The organism is Paraburkholderia ginsengisoli NBRC 100965, assembly GCF_000739735.1.
In the GTDB taxonomy this organism is placed as follows: domain Bacteria; phylum Pseudomonadota; class Gammaproteobacteria; order Burkholderiales; family Burkholderiaceae; genus Paraburkholderia; species Paraburkholderia ginsengisoli.
Genome location: NZ_BBJF01000004.1, coordinates 387256 through 404992 on the forward strand (window position 1 = coordinate 387256; position 17737 = coordinate 404992).

Here is a 17737-nt window from a genome sequence, read left to right on the forward strand (position 1 = left end):
GTGCCCGGGTAGGCGACAGGCGCGCGCGGCCGTTATCATGTGCGCGCAACTCAATCCGACAGCCGAGAGGTTCGAAAGTGGAAATTGGTTTTTGCGGTCCCGGCCTGATGGGCGCGCCGATGATCCGGCATCTGTTGCGCGCGGGGCATACCGTGCATGTGTGGAATCGCACGCGGGCGAAGGCAGAGGCGCTGGTGGCGGACGGCGCGTGCGTCGCCGATACGCCGCGCGAACTGGCCGGGCGTTGTGACGCGGTGCTGTTGTGCGTCGCGGATGCGGCGGCGGTCGAGGAGACCGTGTTCGGTGCGGCCGGGCTGTTGAGCGGCGACGCAGGCGGCAAAGCGGCCAACCCGAACCGGCTGCGCTGGATCGTCGATCATTCGAGCATTCCGCCGGCCGCGACGCGCGCGTTCGCGCAGCGCGCGGCGGCGTTGGGAGCTTCGGTCGCGCCGGCGTCCGCAGCGGCGCACGAGGGCGCGGGCGAGGCTCGCATCGGCTGGATCGATGCGCCGGTGTCGGGCGGCGTCGCAGGCGCGAACGCCGGCACGCTCGCCGTGATGGCCGGCGGCGCGGCCGCCGACGTCGCGGCCGTGAAGCCGCTGCTCGACGCCTACGCGTCGCGCGTCACGCATATGGGCGAGGTCGGCGCGGGACAAACCGCCAAGCTGTGCAATCAGACTATCGTCACCGCGACGCTGGCAGCGATCGCCGAGGCGGTCAGCCTCGCGCAGCGCAGCGGCCTCGACGCCGCGAACCTCACCGAAGGGCTCGCCGGCGGCTGGGCCGATTCCGTGCTGCTGCAAACCTTCGTGCCGCGCATGACGCAGACCGGCCTCGCGCCGATCGGCGCGTTCCGCACGTTCCAGAAGGACATCGACACAGTCGCGGCGACCGCGTACGAGACCGGCACGCCGATGCCGGTGTCGTCGACGGTCCAGCAACTGCTGCGTCTCGGCGCGGCGATGGGGCTCGCCGAGGCCGACCTGTCGGCCTTCATCGACGTTTTGCAGACGCCGCGCGGCGGCTCTGGCGGATAGCGCGAAATGCGCGGCGAGGTGCGCGTGGGTTGAAATCGCGATAACCTGCTAAAATATTGGGTTTTTCGCCGATATCACATTCAAAGGGACGCGCCGTGCTGTCTACCGCCAACATCACCATGCAATTCGGGCCAAAGCCCCTCTTCGAGAACATCTCGGTCAAATTTGGGGGAGGCAACCGCTATGGCCTGATCGGTGCGAACGGTTGCGGTAAATCCACCTTCATGAAGATTCTGGGTTCCGACCTGGAGCCGAGCTCGGGCAATGTGATGCTCGAACCGAACATTCGTCTCGGTAAACTGCGCCAGGATCAGTTCGCGTACGAAGACGTGCGCGTGCTCGACGTCGTGATGATGGGCCATGCTGAAATGTGGGCCGCGATGACCGAGCGCGACGCGATCTACGCGAATCCCGACGCGACCGACGACGACTACATGCACGCCGCCGAACTCGAAGCGAAGTTCGCCGAGTACGACGGCTACACAGCCGAAGCGCGCGCGGGCGAATTGCTGCTCGGCATCGGCATCGCGATCGAAGACCACAACGGCCCGATGAGCAACGTGGCGCCGGGCTGGAAGCTGCGCGTGTTGCTCGCGCAGGCGCTGTTCTCGAAGCCGGACGTGCTGCTGCTCGACGAACCGACCAACAACCTGGACATCAACTCGATCCGCTGGCTGGAAGACGTGCTCAACCAGTACAACTCGACGATGATCATCATCTCGCACGATCGACACTTCCTGAACCAGGTCTGCACGCACATGGCCGACATGGACTTCGGCACGCTGAAGGTCTATCCGGGCAACTACGACGACTACATGCTCGCCAGCACGCAGGCGCGCGAGCGTCAGCAGAACGCCAACGCGAAGGCGAAGGAACGCGTCGCCGACCTGCAGGACTTCGTGCGCCGCTTCTCGGCGAACAAGTCGAAGGCGCGCCAGGCCACCAGCCGTCTGAAGATGATCGACAAGATCAAGATCGAGGAATTCAAGCCGTCGTCGCGGCAGAATCCGTTCATCCGCTTCGAGTACGAGAAGAAGCTGCATAACATCGCGGTGGTCGCCGAGAAGATCTCGAAGAAGTACGAGCGCACCATCTTTAACGACTTCAGCATCAGCGTGCAGCCGGGCGAGCGGATCGCGATCATCGGCGAGAACGGCGCGGGCAAGACCACGCTGCTGCGCTCGCTGCTCGGCAAGCTGGAACTCGACCACGGGACGGTGAAGTGGGCGGAGAACGCGAACGTCGGCTACATGCCGCAGGACACGTACGAAGAGTTTCCTGACGATGTCACGCTGATGGACTGGATCGACGGCTACCGTCAGGAAGGCGACGACGAGCAGATGGTGCGCGGCACGCTCGGCCGGCTGCTGTTCAACGCGGACGACATCCGCAAGTCGGTCAAGGTGCTGTCGGGCGGCGAGAAGGGCCGCATGATCTGGGGCAAGCTGATGCTGGGCCGCCACAACGTGCTGCTGATGGACGAGCCGACCAACCACATGGACATGGAGTCGATCGAGTCGCTGCAGATCGCGCTCGACAAGTTCGAAGGCACGCTGATTTTCGTGTCGCACGACCGCGAGTTCGTGAGCGGCCTCGCCAATCGGATCATCGAAGTGAAGACCAATGGCACGCTGAACGACTTCGGTGGCAACTATGAAGACTTCCTGTTGAGCCAGGGCGTGCAATAAGCGCTAGTTGTACCCAAGCTTTTTGTACCCATTTGTACCCAATCCTGACGTTTTGATTGTACCCCGCGCCCACTTAGGTTGTACCCAGGTGGGCGTTTTGTTTTGGGGCTCAGGAGGGTATCGGGGCTAGGTTGTAAAGTCGGCTCACTCCTTCGGCATCGTCTCGGGGGAGACGTTAATCCGGTCCATATCTTTCAGGTAGCCGGATTGGCGGGCGGTAGCCCGCAGGATCAACTTTGCGTCCCCGTCAGGCCACGTATCAAGACAGTGCTTAATGTGCCGGTCCACAAGCTCACGAATTACCTCACTCGACGTGCGGCTCTCCTGTTCTGCTATCTGCTTCAAAACCTTTATCTGAGACGTGAGCATGCGGACCTGTACGGGCTGTGTGTCGCGTACCGTTTTGATCCCGTTACGGATCGCAGAAACGACCGCCGCGCGCTCAGCCCGTTGAGCCGCCTCCGCCGCGAAAGTCCTCTTTTGCGTTTCCAGTTCGTCCAGCATAGCGCGCCGCTTAGTCTCCGATAGATCCTTAAACGGACTTTCGCCGGGACCGTCTCCCGCTCGCGTATAGACGCGGCTATCCGTAGGGCGGGAAATTTTCTTACGGGTTGTCATACGGCCTCCGATTTGTCCTGTTGGTAGTGTAGCACGCTAGCTTGACTATGAGAAGCGCGCAGTCCATAGCTAATGTACTTGGACCTGGCCTTAAATTTCCCTTGTTGGTAGTGAAGCTTGCTGGCATACTTCATTTCGTTGGTAGTGAAGCTATGAAGCAACAGAGTGGCAGACCTCCAGCAGCAAGAACGAGACGACCGTGCGTCACAGGTTGACCCGCGAAGAACCCCTGACTGGCGAGCGGGGCGGAGCCAAAAGCCGAAGTATCCAAAGGCCCTACCAAAGTGGGGCCTTCGGCTACTAACCCGTGGAGGCCCGAAGTGGCTAACAAAGAAAAACGTGCAGCACGATACGCAGCGTTCCAAGCCCGAGTCCAGAAACACCAAGAGTTGCGCCAAGGCATGGCATTCGCTGCGAACGGAAAGCGGACCTATGGCAACGCTGTGCGCGACATTTCAGGGGGCCAGCAGTTCAAACCGGACGCGTCTAGCTATACAGGCGGCGTAACCGTGACTAACAGACATAGCACCAAGGTAGTAATTCGAGCGGGCGAAGCGTACGGCGCTCCCGGCGCGCGGCGGGTATCACACATGCCGAGTTTTGAGGCCCGTGCAGCGGAGCATGCAAAACAGGTCGCAATATATAACGCGCTCGTGCAACGAGAGGCGGAGAAGCACACAGTCATCTAGGGAGGGTTATGAAAGGTCGAATAGTAGGCAGATTGGTAGGTGAGGCAAAGGAAGCAAACGCGCGCCGTATCCCGAACGTACCAAGTAAAAGGGGACTGTGGCGGAAAACTCAGCCGCTGTTCCCATAGCAACAAAGAGACACCAAAATTCTAGCTAGCGGATGCGAATTTTAAGGACTACTGAAATGTCATCAATGAGCCTACGGGTAAAGCGGACGGACGGAAGCGTAATCAGGGATTTTGTCAATATCTACCAAATCGCGGGGAAACACGGGTTTGTATTTACGGGCCGAGCTTATGTTGGTAAGCAATATGGAGTAGCACTCTCGGGCACCCTGAAATATACGGGCCAAGAGGTTTCCTTCGGCTGGGAGCCCGAGCCTTACGAGGATGAGGAGGACGATTGGAAGGCGGACTTTGCCACTGACGAATTCATGGCGGCGGCGGACTCCGCTCTAACGGGCCTCATGGCCGAGCTTGGCCCGGTATGCGTAGGTAATGCGCGCCCGAGAATTTGGAATAGCGCGGGGCCTTGCGTAACTGTCATGGTGAGTACGCCGGAAGGCTAACGGCGCTTTGCACGCCCGTGCGCTGCGAAGCCGCAAACCGACAAGTGGAGACAGTATGAAAAACGGAACCGTATTGATGTTCGTATGTTTGTGCGTGTGGATTGGTAACGCCGCTATGGTATGGCACCCGGTCCGCCTTGTTTGACTACCGGTATTACGCAAGGTGAACACAGTAAGCTTGGAAATTAAGGTGCGCTGTCGTCGCAGCGTGACAGCCTTAAAGCCATTGCGTTTTACGACTGTGGAGCGGGGGCCGCGTGGGCATTGATTTCCTCCGCACGGTCCGGTGCTTCAAGACCGGGCGATCCTCTACCGCGCACGATCAGAATACCCAAAATGCTGGGCGTGAAGAAAAGCGTAAGCGCAACCCAATGTCCCGCAATGAAATTTGCCATGATGTTCCCGGCGTAGGCGGGCAGTTCGTTTGAAAATTGACAAAGTTTAATAATTCCGCCTCGTCGGCGGAAGATTTTTCCTAGAAGCGATATTCGAGAAATTCAACAGGTAATAGTTGCTGGGCCCTCCGGGTTATGTAGCGCCCGCTTACAAAGTTGCGGCGCAGACTAGGAGAGAAGCAAACTCTTTAAACGCCTCGGCTGTGCAATGCGGCGGAGCTACGTAAGCGACCTCTTAAAAATCCCTCCCACAGACCGAGAGAAGCAAGCATTTATTTTTGTAAACAACCAATAGGAGTACTTATGAAAGGTTCATCGCAACACTGTAACGCGTCCCTATGCGGAGGACGGCACGCGGGTTATCTCGCTGCGCGTAACGCCCGCGACTCTAAAGAGCTTGCGCTTGCTCGCCGTGGAGGAGGACCGGTCTGTATGTGATCTGCTGCGAGAGCAAGCGGAGAAACTGGTTGCTGCCCGCTAATGCCAGCGGGTCTACAAATATGGAATGCGTCCGGCCAGATAATGCTGGACTCTTCCCACCGCATCGGTCGTATTAAGGGGTACGCGCAGGTAAAGGGCTACGACGGCTCGTTAGCGGTTGACCTTTCAGACGGTGAGCCTTTTTGGTCCTTTCAGCCCGATTTTCTGTTTAAGCACATTTCCAACGTAACGCCCCCGCCAATCATCACAATTAACTCTACAGGAATCTATTGGAGCTATAGCAGCACGTCAGGATTGAGCTACCCAAATCCAATTACGGGCTGGCTATTCGTCGGGGTGTACTAGTGCGAAAGTTGATTAAAGCATTGGCTAAATGTGTACGAACCCATGCTAAACGCAAACGGGAGAGGCGAGCCGAGAAAGAGAAAGCGGACTACGCCAAGCGAGTAATCGAGTACGCAGCAGAGAACCCGTGCAAGGTAAAGCTAGTTTGGCTAGGGGACGAGCCGAAGCTATTTGATATTAGCCAGCGTAGCAACATGAAGCGGTATGAGGATATGCGGGCGCTATTCCCTGGCGAGGAGGCCCAAGCTGAGCGAGCATTACAACGGCGTACGGGTTTCGTGATACTCCCGAGCATAAAGAACAAATAAAAGTACCAAACGTAGCGGGCGGGCCGATTTGCCTAATCCGTCATGTGGTAAGAATTTAGGCTGCCTTAACAACATTTAATAAGGATTCCTTTGTATGAATAAGACTGCGATTGACTTGTCTGCTACCCTGAAGTCACACGAAATTGACCTTAGCGCTCTTAACCCGGCTGTGCTGACGCATAGCGAACAAATCAGCCTCGTTATTGCAAAGGCGTTTGGTGCTAGCAAATTGCCGCTATACATGCGCGACGCGGTAGCAAAGAGCTACGCTGGCGCATCGAGCAAATCGGTTTACGCCTCGCTTGCGGAGCTGCGGGCCATGCAGGCTGACATTACTAAGTCCGCCGTCGCGCCGTTCGCGCTTGCAGGGTCTGAATTCGCGTACGCGTCGCAAGCCGTAGGCGTCCAAGTGCTGGTTCCGGTTATTAATCGCTCGTTGGTGGAAATGTTTGTTGCGATGGGTGCGCCGAATCTCCCGCCCAACGTCCGCGCGCTGACTCAAAACGCTATGTTGTCTGCTGTAGAGATTCCCGAGGGCGGTATGTATCCAGCCGCCGCTCCTGCTGGCGATTTCGTGCTGAGGGGACCGCGTAAGTTTGGGCTGATTGTCGCAATGAACAATGAACTGTTGGTACTCAATAGCCCGGAAGTGTTGGCATGGGTCGAGAGCAACCTTACCAACGCGGCTAATAACGCTGTGGATAAGGCTGTAATCGATGCGATGGTTGCCGCAGCCGGTACCGCACAGACGACCGTTAAGGCCGCTTACGCCGCGTTCCAAGGTGATTTAAGGACGGCTGTATGGGTCGGCTCACCGGAAACCCTCGGCGGTTTGCGCTCCGCTGCTGAAACGCAGGTATCCCCTAACGGCGGGTCCTGGAATGGTCTGCCTTGCTTGCCGGTACTGGCCGCGCCTGACGGAGTGCTGCTCCTCGCTGACGCTAAGCGGACTGCTGTGTATAACGGGCCGCTGGTTATTGATTCGAGCGAGCATGCCGATATCGTTATGGATAGCACGCCTGATACGGCTGGCTCGGCGGCTGTATCCATGTTCACGACGAATACGGTCGCGTTTAGGATTACAAAATATGCAGATGTCAAGCCGTTGGTTAATCCGGTTGCTTTGAACGTCGCGTAAGGGAGGGTATATGGACTATTTTGAACTTGGTAAGACCGACGCCGCAAACATGACGCATGAGGAGATGTTCTACGCGTTCCGAACGGCAGACGGTCAGGGGACGATGAGCGTAACTATCACGGTCAAGGATGTACAAGGAAATCCGGTAGTGCGCAATATGCGGGGAGACGAGTTCATTACGTACCTCACAGCGTGGCCCGTTCTGTAACGCATCGCTAGAAATCAAGTGAGACACGGAGGGGTGCTACCGCCTCTCCAATAACATTAAGGAATACAAAGTATGAGCAAACTATTTATCCCATCGGTACCGGATATTACGAAAATGCACACGCGTGTTGCACCGCCGCGCCAAACCAAGGAACAGGCCGCAGCCAGCGTAGGGTATCGGGCCGGGGCCATTTGGCAAGAAGTATTGTTTAACCGCCCAAGCGAGGAGCGCAAATCGGCGTTGCGGTCTGAGATTCTAGCGCTGGTTGGGCTTTAAGCCGCCGCGAACCTAAGTACAAGCTGTAATCGACAATTAACGGGCGGACCATACGCCTAAATATTATTAAGGATAACTAAGATGGAATTCATTATTGATGCTAGCTGCTCGGACGAGGCACTTAACCGCATCCTGTCCGCCGCAGAGGCATGTAACACCAATCTCCGCGCGGAGATTGCTCGTAACGATCAACTGATTGCACAGGCCAAGTACCGCCTAATTAGCCGCCAGATGGAGGACTGTCCGGAATGAATGCAGACTCCCACTTCATGCTCTCGCGGGACGCATTGGTGAACCTGCACAATGAGGCAAAGCGCATGGGCCTACCCGTTGGTACAGCATTTCGCCGTAAAGCGTGCCACGTTGCGTGGGCTAGAAAACCGGAATTCCGCCTCTCAGGTGGGAACCTCACGCGACGCTTTACCGTAGGCGTTCACCCTAACGTCTATGCGGGCCTTGTGGACCTTACGAAACGGCTTGGCGTGCCCGTTGCGTGTATTGGTGAGTTGGTCTGTACCCATATCGCCGAGGACGCGGAATGAGTTCGTACCTCAAGGATTATCATGCGCAGCGCCGACACCTTAGCCGCCTTACCCGTGCGCTTGGTCTCCCGTTCTCCAGGCAAGGCCATACGCGCAAGGTGCCGCTCTCGAATAATGAATTGCGGGTTGAGATTCACGATGCTTGTCTAGGTCCCGATTGGGGAGCCTGTGCCGATGGCAGGAACGCGGTCACATTCGACCAAATGCTTGGCCGCATGGTGGACACACTGGAAATGCGCAACGGCTTTAACTTGTCCGCCGCCCAAGCGCTAATCAAGGCCGGAAAATGGGCTATGGCGGGTGCGCGGGCAGCGCATGCCCGAGGCAAGCCACACGGATACGTAATGAGCCGTCTACAAGCCGCCCGTGAGTACTTCACAGAGGCCCGGCGATACCAAATGTACCGCGTAAAGGCCCCGCGCGTTGCGTTTAGGTACTTGCTGCGCGACTTCTGGATTAGGCAACACGGTACGTTGATCGAAGTCGCGGGCGGACTGTCTGCCGTTATCAGCATGTTCCGGTACGCGGCCTTTCCATTGCCCGCCAGCCTCGGGGATACCGTTAAGGCATACCGGGGAACGCGCGGTATCTCAGCATGGGAGAGCGCAGCAACCGGCATGAGTTGGAGCCTGAATAGAGACATTGCGTGCTACCACTCCGTGCCTGATATGGACGAGGACTGGCGTGAGCCTGTGGTACTAGAGGCGGAGATACCTAGGGACCAAATACTAATGTATGAACCGGGCACGCTCCTAAACGAGATTGTCGTTGTTCCCGTAGCAACTAACCCTAGCATCAAGTACCGGCTGTCACTGCCCGTTGAGGACTGGCTTGAGAGCCGTAAGCGCTTCTTGGCTGCTCGAAGTGAGTCCCGGTTACTGATGCAGTTAGACCCACGCGACCTTAGCCCCGCGCACCGGGAGCATAGGCGCACTACGCTTGAGCGCTTGCTCGGGCTGAGCCTATCAGGAGGTTAATCATATGGCACGTAAGAGCAAGTTGGACCGAGTACATGAAATTCTGTTGTTGAACCCGGCTCTACGCCGGGACGACCCACGGATTGGCGAGCTTATCGACGCGGAGTCGCTTCTACGCAGAGCACAGCGAGAGGCTAAGACCGCCCCGGTAACGGTAATGTCCGCAGCGGGGACGGCTAAGCGTAGCCCCGAATGGGTAGCCGTGGATAGCGTTAATACGATGGTCCGCAGGCTACGTAACGATCTAGGTATTGATCGTCTATCGGTTAAGCGTAGCGAGGCCGCAGGCGTCAAGGTTAAGCGGACCACTGAAGCGGACAAACTGTTAGCGCTACACGGGGCAGATTACGCCACAGGCCGCATTTTGATTCCAGGCCTTGCCGCATTCCTAACCGCTCACGGGATCAGGCCGGAGGATATGCCGGAGCATCACCGGGAAGCCTTCGAGACGGACCTAGCCGACCAAGCTGACCTATTAGACGGAATAGCGGAGCGTATCAAGCCGTAGCTGTTGGTCCCCAATGGTCCCCGTACCGGGGGCAAATAAGTGCATGTTTTGCACTATAGATTTTAAGGACGAATCCTTACCCATTAAGGCTTTGCGGCCCGTTTTGCTCTAGAAAAAGTTTAATTATTGAGTGCTTCGTTGACGTGGAGTGAACCTGTCGGCGCTGAGGGAATTAGCGTCTGCAATTCGCATATCCCCCCGGTAACCCTATCTTTTCCGACCACCGCTAGCTAAGCCTAACGAATCTGTTGGTATATCACAACGATTAACGAACTTGCTTAAATAACGGGCAATCTACAGTCCTTCTCATGCTTTGATCAAGTGTTTTTATAACGTTAAGGTCGGAGTATAAATTTATAAGGAGTTAGCATGAGCGAATGCTCTAAGCATCCACAATGGAAACCTGAGGGTATGGAGTGGCGTTGTCCTTACTGTGTAGGGACTAATGCCGGTAGCTCTACCACCAAGCGATTAACTATCAAACAACGAGCTAGGCTTGCTAGTACTAACGCTCCACGTATTGATGACCTTAGCGGCCACGCTTGGGGAAAGATACGAGACCGTATTCGTGAGCGGGATCAATGGACTTGTTGTATGTGTAAGCACGTAGAGTTACGAGGTGTTGTAGACCACGTTAAGCCACTGGAACAAGGCGGCTCTAATGATGATACCAATTTGCAATACCTGTGTAATCCGTGTCATGTGGATAAGACCAATAGAGATAGAGGCTTTAAGGTTAAACGTGCATTCGGACCAGATGGTATGCCGTTAGATGGTGGCTGGTAATAACGGGCCGGTTAATACGAGCGAGGGCCATGAGGGACGGTAGTCCCGAGTGGACCGAGATATACGAGTATTGTATTGAGTCGTATAGACCACGTTATATACGAGCTATCGTGTATATCTTATAGATCAAGGATTAACTCCTTAATCTAGTATCCTTAATCTGGATAGTTAGATATACCTAGCAGGCCAATATTAGTGAGGTTAATTTAATATCCTTAATATTAGATAGTTAGCTGTATCTAGCAGGCCAAGATTAACAGACCAAGGATTAGTACAGTGAGATTAATTAGATGGAAAATTAAATGTGATAGCTCATTACTGAACTCTCAGGTATTCACTAGCAGGAAAGATGCTAAGAATACTGCCGATTGGTTTTATGAGTGTAATCAGTATATGAGGATGAAAGATAGGCCATATAGGCTCATTAAGAACAAGATCGATCTAAGCGGTTTGTTAAATTAAGGAAGATGCTATGAAGGGTAATTCAAGTCAGCCAGCTAATAAGGCATTGTTAGGCGACATGCTCAAATTTACTGAATTAATGGTTAGCGGAACGGAGGGCAAATCATTCTGGATTGATAAGATAGAAATTACGGCGTAGAAACGTGAGGTTCGGGTATGGTTCGGTACGGAGGATTTCGGGAGGTCTCGCCCTGTGGGGTACAGGTTTTGAAACCTGTGAGCGGTAGTCAGGTACGGTCGCGCATAAAATCGGCTGTAACGCCCTATGGTATTGGGTTTTATAGGATTTTGATGGACGGTACTGACTACTTTCCTACTATTTTCTATAATAGAGAGAATGAACGTAGTGAACAGGGTACGGGATGACGAGCCGCCAAGAATGGTATGACGCCGGTCTACGGCAGATGCATGACGAGTTGGTCAGGTTTGCCAATGAGCAGGTCCGCCGCTACGAGGCGCAATACGGTAGGAAACCTAAGTATGATCCACGGGCACTTAAACGCACCTACATGCTGGCCTCGTTTGAGGGGGCATACAAGGTACCCGAACAGCTTTTGCGGGCCTACTTGGCTAACCGGGATGCGGTGGATTCGCTCTCTGTTCAGGCTAGGCATGACTACCTTTTGCCGGTCGCTCTACAGGCTATTGGAGTCGCCGGGGAAGTTGTCGATAAACAGGTTTGGTACAAGGATTTGGAGTCGTACCAACTTGGTCCGATGCATACGTTACTCAAGCAACACGGGTATGCCCCGGCTACAACCGATACCACGCTAACGAAAATGCGAAAGCTGATTCTTGCCGGTCTGCCGGATACGGAGAAGGACGAGCGGATACTTTCCTTTGGCGAGGGCGTGCATAAGGTAGTCGTAGCCGCTAACCGGGTTGTAACGTATCGGGGAGAGTCCCGTACGGTCCAGGTGCTTGGTAGTCGCTACCGTGTTAAGACGGGAGGAAAGCTAGTTTCACTCTGGACTTGGCTGGAGCAATCCGTATCTAAGCAAGACCAATCCGCTATCCGTGAATTGATTGCACAAGCGGATTATGCGGCGGGGGCTAGACGGTATGCTGAGGAACAATGCGCAACTCAACAAAGAGCGGGTGAGGACGCACTAGCGGACATGTTCGAGACAGCCGATACGGGGATTGACCGAGGCGGAGAACGTAATTTCGATTAGAGTAGCGTTACGGGTTAGCTGAGGAGTCGCTAGCTGTTTGGCCTCAAGCTCCTGCCAGCGGTCCACGAGGCGGGCCGTGAATTCGGGTGATAGCTGCGCGACGATCACGTAGCTGTCGCGCTTGTTTACGCGATAGACCGAGATAGTCTTCGGGCCGGGGCCGGGATTTGAGACTTCCACCATTGGTGGAAGTGTGATTACACCGCGCGTACCAAGGCGCTCAATGGTCCGCATAACGCTGTCATGTCGTGGCGCGTCATCCGGCCCGCGTCGCAGTAGTTCCGCAATCTCGCGGCTACTCATCGTGGCGGTTTCGTCGCGGTGGGGATTTCCTGCAATGCAGGAGATTCGATCACGCCACGCGCAACAAGGCGCTCGATCGTGTCGTGGCGCGTCTCCTTCCTGTTCATCCACCATTGGTGGTTGGACAATTACGCCGCGCTCAGCAAGTTGGTCCTAGGACCATCGGTAGGACATATGTCCGATTTGCTTCCGTTGAATTCCGGTAGACACTAAGGACGCGTTAGTTAGGGAGACACGTTCTTTCGGGTCTACGGGAGTAGATATGCAACGTCCTGGAGCTTATTTTCGCAAGATATTAGAGATCGACATTTATATAGTGTTATTGGCTATGCAGGTACTGCTGATGGGTGCGCTTCTGATTTGGTCACTTGGCGCGTAGCGGGAGCATCATGGCAAATTTCATCGTATCTCATTGGCTCGCACTTACGATCTTCATAACGCCGGGTATCATGGGCATTCTGATTGTGCGCGGCAGTAGGTTGCCCGACCCCGAACCACAAGGGGAGACACGCCGAGCTATTGAGGCGCAGCGGGCAGGGTTAGCCCGTGAATCTCAAACTGTGACATAGCCTCCACAAGGGGGCGCAGTGGGTAGAATCCCCGCCGTAATTACTGGACGCATCGCCCTCGCTGTGGCCCTGTAGCGCGTCCCCTAGCTCCTCACTTTGCAATGCGGAGGTAGCACAATGGACGAATACCTGTGGTCGTATATTCTTAAAGGCATCCAAGGTATGCCGGATATGCGCGCGCCGTCAGTTCAAGATGGATACATTCCGCCCGCCGCTGGCCTCGCCTATGCGCGCCTCGTTGGTTACTTTGAGATTGGCAAGCATGACGAGGAGAACAGGGAAGGCGAGTTGGTCCTCGTTGACAAGGTAGACCTTGTGTTTGAACTGTCCGGCCCGAACCACCAGCCGCATAAGTTGGATGACGGTACGCTGATGCCGCACCGCGTTACCGTGCAGGAGACGTTGAGTTTTAGCGACCGCGCTAACTTCTTTAAGCTCTTTACGATGATGAACGCGGCGTATGGAGGCTCGGCTTCGCACATGGTGTTGCTTTTGAGTAAGCCGTTTATCGTTGAAGTGTTCCACCGTAGGAGCAAGGACGGTAAGAAGGTGTACGCAAACCTCAAGGGGCCAAACGGCTACAACGTGCGAGGAGCGTCCGTACACGATCCGGTTACAGGTAAGCAGTCTCCGATTGATGTTGGCCCCGCACTCACCGATTCTAGGGCGTTCGTTTGGGAACTGGCTAATAAGGACATGTGGGACAGCATCCATATTCCCGGCTTCTACGAGGAGCGCAGGAACGATAAGGGCGAAGTTATCGCCCCGGCCCGATCCAAAAATGTTCTCCAAGAGAGAATCATGTCCGCTAAGAACTGGCCGGAGCTTGCCGCCCGTCTAGGAGTTAGCCCAACTTCTTAGCCAAGTCCTCGGCCCGTAAATGGGTGTAGCGCTGAAGGTGCTTAAGGTTTTTGTGTCCCGTGATTGTGGCAACTTCGATTACGTTTAAGCCCTTCTCAAACAAGCGGCTTGCGGCTTCGTGCCTTAGATCGTGAAAGCGAAGGTTACCCAGGTCGCATTGTTGGCGAACTTGGCGGAACGCGTATTGCATGGCTGATTGCGTGAGCTTGAACACCCGGCCTCTGTGAGGAGGTGGGCACCAAGTTAGAGCTTCAAGCGCACGCGTTGATAAGGGCACCTTGCGCGCCGTCCCGTTTTTGGTCATCGGTAGTAGGGCGGTTCGGGCCTCTATGTCAATGTGTTCCCACCTGAGCTTGGCTATCTCGCCTTGGCGCATTGCCGTCTCGATTGCAAGGATGATGGCTGGAGCTATCTCCCGGTTGAATTCAATAGCTTTTTCAATGAGCCGTTCGTCATCACCGGCCAGGAGCCGAACGTCGCGGGGGAGAGGCAGTTTGGGACGACGCAATCCCTTTGTCGGGTTGACGGTTAGGCCAAGGCCCCACTCATCCATGGCAAGTCTGTACACGGCTGATATAGCGTCCAATTCTCTTACCACGGTAGAGCTTGCGGCCTCCCCGATACGGCGGTCTCGCCATTCGACCAGATGGGGCTTATCGAGCTTCGCTGCGGGGATTGAACACAGCTTCCTTTCTTTGCGGAGAAAGCGGCGACAGATACTGCGCTCCCACTCGGCATTCCGTCGACCGGGTAGAGGGGTCTTTATATAGCGCTCAAACAAGTCTCCGAGCGTTGGCGCGGGCGGCTTTGGTTTGGCCTCGCGTACCATCCTTGATGGAGCTGAGTTCGGTCCTGTTGCGCTGGTTTGCTTCGCCGCCCATTGCTCTGCTGCTTCTCTGGTATCGAAGGTCTTAGACCGGATCGGTTGACCCTTGACACGTATTTTTACCTGCCACTTGTACCCACGTTGGACGATGCTTGCCATATCTGATACCCAAGTAGTTGAGGGATATCAGGAATTGGGTGCCTGTCGCACGACCGCGAGTTCGTGAGCGGCCTCGCCAATCGGATCATCGAAGTGAAGACCAATGGCACGCTGAACGACTTCGGTGGCAACTATGAAGACTTCCTGTTGAGCCAGGGCGTGCAATAAGCGCTATCCACGCGCAGCACGCGCCATGCGCATCCCGCAGCATCGCCAAAGCCCGCTTCTCCGAAGCGGGCTTTTTTCATTGCGCGTGCGGCGTATCGTCTCGTATCGCATCGAGTATCCGCTTCAGATGACCGGCATCAATCAATCACTGCGCACGTCGCGTGCATTCGCCGCTGCATTGACCTGACGCAAGGCAGTCCGCGCCCGACAGTCGATGATCAATGGTTTGATAATTCGTCATCGGCCCAGTCATGCTCCACTCTCATTCGTTCCCACCGCTGGTGATCCGCGGCCGCTCGCTGCTGCCGATCGTGCAAGGCGGCATGGGTGTCGGCATCTCGGCCCACCGGCTGGCCGGCAGCGTCGCCCGTGAAGGGGCGCTTGGCACCATCGCCAGTATCGACCTGCGTCATCATCATCGCGACCTGGTGGAACTGTGCCGCCAATCGCCCGATACGGCCACGCTCGAACAGGCGAACCTCACCGCGCTCGGGCGTGAAATCCGCGCGGCCAAAGCGCTCAGCGAGGGTCGCGGCATGATCGCCGTGAACGTGATGAAAGCGGTCAGCGCGCAGGCGGACTACGTGCGTGTGGCCTGCGAGAGCGGCGCCGACGCGATCGTGATGGGCGCGGGTCTGCCGCTCGATTTGCCTGAGATGACCCAGGCGCACGACATCGCGCTGATACCGATCTTGTCGGATAGCCGCGGCGTCGCGCTCGTGCTCAAAAAGTGGATGAAAAAGGGCCGCTTGCCCGACGCGGTCGTGATCGAGCATCCGGCCCATGCGGGCGGTCATCTGGGGGTCGGCAATCTCGCCGACATGCAGGACCGGCGCTTCGACTTCCTGCGCGTGCTCGAGGAACTCGACACCGTGTTCGCGTCGCTCGGCCTGAAACACCAGGACGTGCCGTTGATCGTCGCGGGCGGCATCAACAGTCACGCGGCCGTGCGCAACCTCCTGGACGCGGGCGCGAGCGGCGTGCAGCTCGGCACGCCGTTCGCCGTCACCGAAGAAGGCGACGCGCATCCGAACTTCAAGCGCGTGCTGGCCGAAGCGACGCCCGACGACATCGTCGAATTCATCAGCGTGACGGGGTTGCCCGCGCGTGCGGTGAAGACGCCGTGGCTGATGCGCTATCTGCGTCACGAAACGAAAATCCGCGAGAAAGTCGGCGCGCTCAAGCACGCGTGTCCCACTGCGCTCGAATGTCTGAACGCGTGCGGCTGGCGCGACGGCATCGAGAAGTTCGGCCACTTCTGTATCGACACGCGGCTTGCCGCGGCACTGCGCGGCGACGTCGCGAACGGGCTGTTCTTCCGCGGTCGCGAAGCGTTGCCGTTCGGCACGGCGATTCGCAGCGTGCACGATCTGATCGAACTGCTGTTGACCGGCGCGGCGCGACCGGCCGTCGCAGGGCGTTGGTCCTTCTCGCTGGGTTGATGCGGGTCAACGCGCGGCCTGATCGTAACTTCGACAATCCTCGCATGACATCAACATCCATCACACGGGGAAGCACATGAAGTACTCGCTCACGAAGAAGATCAAGGCCGCCGCTGTTGCCGCGAGCCTGCTGTGCGCGGCAGTTTTCGCGCCGCAGGCGCAGGCCGCCACCGAAGACACGATGAGCGGCATCCACGCTGGCGATGTGCTGGTGCGTTTGCGCGCCATCAGCATCATCCCGAACGTGAGCACCAGCCAGACGCTGACGGCGCTCAACGTGGGCGTCAACAACGCCATCGTCCCTGAGCTGGATCTGACCTACATGATCCGCGACGAGCTCGGCATCGAGCTGATTCTCGGCACGTCGCGCCATCAGGTGACGTCGAGCCGGCGGTCTGGGCGGCGTGAATGTCTTGCCGCCTACGCTGCTGCTGCAATATCACTTCAACCACGCGGGGCGCATTCGTCCGTATCTGGGCGCCGGTTTCAACTACACGCTGTTCTACAACAACGGCCTGAGCGCGGGCGGTCAGCCTATCTCGATCCGCAATCATAGTTTCGGCCCGGCGTTGCAGGCAGGCATCGACGTGCAGGTCACCAAGTCGCTGTTCGTGAACGCGGACGTCAAGAAGATCTGGATGCATACGGACGCGTCGCTTGGCGGTCAGTCGCTCGGCCGGTTGAGCATCGATCCGGTGATCGTCGGTCTGGGCGTCGGTATGAAGTTCTGATTGCGGCGGGGCGCTCACCGCATGTGGTTTGCGCTTTTGTAAAAGAAAACGCCGGGCGTGATCCCGGCGTTTTTTTATGGTCGCAGCGTTTTGCCAGCGCTGCACGCATGCCCGACACCATGCGCGCGAGGTGCACGCTAAAGGACTACAGCTTGTCGTTCCGAAAGCGCATGGCCGTCCCTTCCTGCTCGATGCGCACCCACACCGCGCGCTTTTCCTCGTCGCTCAGGAACACCCAGTTGGACACTTCGGTCGCGGTGCGGCCGCAGCCTTTGCAAACATCGTCGAAGAGCGTGGAGCACACGCCGATGCACGGGCTGTCGGGAAGATCGTGGAGATTCGAAGACATCGGAAACCTTGGGGCGGAGAAGCGAAGTTCCGCTATGTTAACCGATGCGCGCTATGCGGCTCGTCGTGGCAGCAATGCGGCCGGGCGTTGCCCATCCCGGCGACCTATGCCTGGGTCTGAACGCATCCGCGCGCAGAAGCTACTTACACCGACCCCTTGATGAGCGTC

The 17737-nt window shown here is 56.7% G+C and carries 15 protein-coding genes and 1 pseudogene; 12 read left to right on the plus strand and 4 right to left on the minus strand.

Annotated elements, in window-relative coordinates; all coding sequences use genetic code 11:
- The first annotated feature begins 77 nt into the window (after positions 1-77).
- Positions 78-1037 (plus strand): NAD(P)-dependent oxidoreductase, encoded by a 960-nt coding sequence (locus tag BGI01S_RS05835; RefSeq protein ID WP_062857789.1) that lies wholly within the window; start codon positions 78-80, stop codon positions 1035-1037.
- Between the two features lie 95 nt (positions 1038-1132).
- Complete coding sequence (locus BGI01S_RS05840) at positions 1133-2725, plus strand: ABC-F family ATPase (RefSeq protein WP_042323205.1); 1593 nt, start codon at positions 1133-1135, stop codon at positions 2723-2725.
- A 144-nt stretch (positions 2726-2869) separates the two neighbouring features.
- On the opposite strand, the gene BGI01S_RS05845 is transcribed toward BGI01S_RS05840, so the two are convergent.
- Complete coding sequence (locus BGI01S_RS05845; RefSeq protein WP_042323206.1) at positions 2870-3229, minus strand: hypothetical protein; 360 nt, start codon at positions 3227-3229, stop codon at positions 2870-2872.
- A 2954-nt stretch (positions 3230-6183) separates the two neighbouring features.
- Between BGI01S_RS05845 and BGI01S_RS05855 the strand changes: the two genes are divergently transcribed.
- From BGI01S_RS05855 to BGI01S_RS30495, 6 genes are all read left to right on the plus strand, one after another.
- Positions 6184-7227 (plus strand): hypothetical protein, encoded by a 1044-nt coding sequence (locus BGI01S_RS05855; protein ID WP_042323209.1) that lies wholly within the window; start codon positions 6184-6186, stop codon positions 7225-7227.
- Between the two features lie 10 nt (positions 7228-7237).
- Complete coding sequence (locus BGI01S_RS05860; protein ID WP_042323211.1) at positions 7238-7435, plus strand: Ig-like domain-containing protein; 198 nt, start codon at positions 7238-7240, stop codon at positions 7433-7435.
- 72 nt (positions 7436-7507) lie between these two features.
- Positions 7508-7711, plus strand: a complete 204-nt coding sequence (locus BGI01S_RS30080) for a hypothetical protein (protein ID WP_157004123.1) — start codon at positions 7508-7510, stop codon at positions 7709-7711.
- Positions 7712-7792: 81 nt separating this feature from the next.
- Positions 7793-7963, plus strand: coding sequence for a hypothetical protein (locus tag BGI01S_RS30085; protein WP_157004124.1), 171 nt, complete (start codon positions 7793-7795; stop codon positions 7961-7963).
- A gap of 2369 nt (positions 7964-10332) precedes the next feature.
- The gene (locus BGI01S_RS30970; protein ID WP_232624351.1) at positions 10333-10524 is read left to right on the plus strand and encodes an HNH endonuclease; all 192 of its coding nucleotides are present in this window, start codon (positions 10333-10335) and stop codon (positions 10522-10524) included.
- Between the two features lie 824 nt (positions 10525-11348).
- Positions 11349-12161, plus strand: coding sequence for a hypothetical protein (locus BGI01S_RS30495; RefSeq protein WP_042323219.1), 813 nt, complete (start codon positions 11349-11351; stop codon positions 12159-12161).
- On the opposite strand, the gene BGI01S_RS29420 is transcribed toward BGI01S_RS30495, so the two are convergent.
- A complete protein-coding gene (locus BGI01S_RS29420) occupies positions 12096-12578 on the minus strand; it encodes a Rha family transcriptional regulator (RefSeq protein WP_198488108.1) in 483 nt (160 codons plus the stop codon). The two genes, BGI01S_RS30495 and BGI01S_RS29420, sit on opposite strands and share 66 nt — an antisense overlap.
- A 572-nt stretch (positions 12579-13150) precedes the next feature.
- Between BGI01S_RS29420 and BGI01S_RS05890 the strand changes: the two genes are divergently transcribed.
- On the plus strand, positions 13151-13894 hold the full coding sequence (locus BGI01S_RS05890; protein ID WP_052400425.1) for a hypothetical protein: 744 nt from the start codon (positions 13151-13153) through the stop codon (positions 13892-13894).
- Here BGI01S_RS05890 and BGI01S_RS05895 read toward each other — a convergent pair.
- Entirely contained in the window at positions 13878-14879 is a 1002-nt protein-coding gene (locus tag BGI01S_RS05895) for an integrase (protein ID WP_042323220.1), read from the minus strand. The two genes, BGI01S_RS05890 and BGI01S_RS05895, sit on opposite strands and share 17 nt — an antisense overlap.
- Positions 14880-15072: 193 nt before the next feature.
- Here BGI01S_RS05895 and BGI01S_RS30090 point away from each other — a divergent pair, with 193 nt between their 5' ends.
- From BGI01S_RS30090 to BGI01S_RS05910, 3 genes and pseudogenes are all read left to right on the plus strand, one after another.
- Entirely contained in the window at positions 15073-15234 is a 162-nt protein-coding gene (locus BGI01S_RS30090) for a hypothetical protein (RefSeq protein WP_157004125.1), read from the plus strand.
- Between the two features lie 64 nt (positions 15235-15298).
- Positions 15299-16489: an NAD(P)H-dependent flavin oxidoreductase gene (locus BGI01S_RS05905; protein WP_042323224.1), complete on the plus strand. Its 1191-nt coding sequence runs from the start codon at positions 15299-15301 to the stop codon at positions 16487-16489.
- A gap of 181 nt (positions 16490-16670) precedes the next feature.
- Positions 16671-17220, plus strand: a pseudogene (locus tag BGI01S_RS05910) (OmpW/AlkL family protein).
- Between the two features lie 145 nt (positions 17221-17365).
- Here the strand turns inward: BGI01S_RS05910 and BGI01S_RS05915 are convergent.
- Entirely contained in the window at positions 17366-17569 is a 204-nt protein-coding gene (locus tag BGI01S_RS05915) for a DUF1289 domain-containing protein (protein WP_042323226.1), read from the minus strand.
- Positions 17570-17737 lie beyond the last annotated feature (168 nt).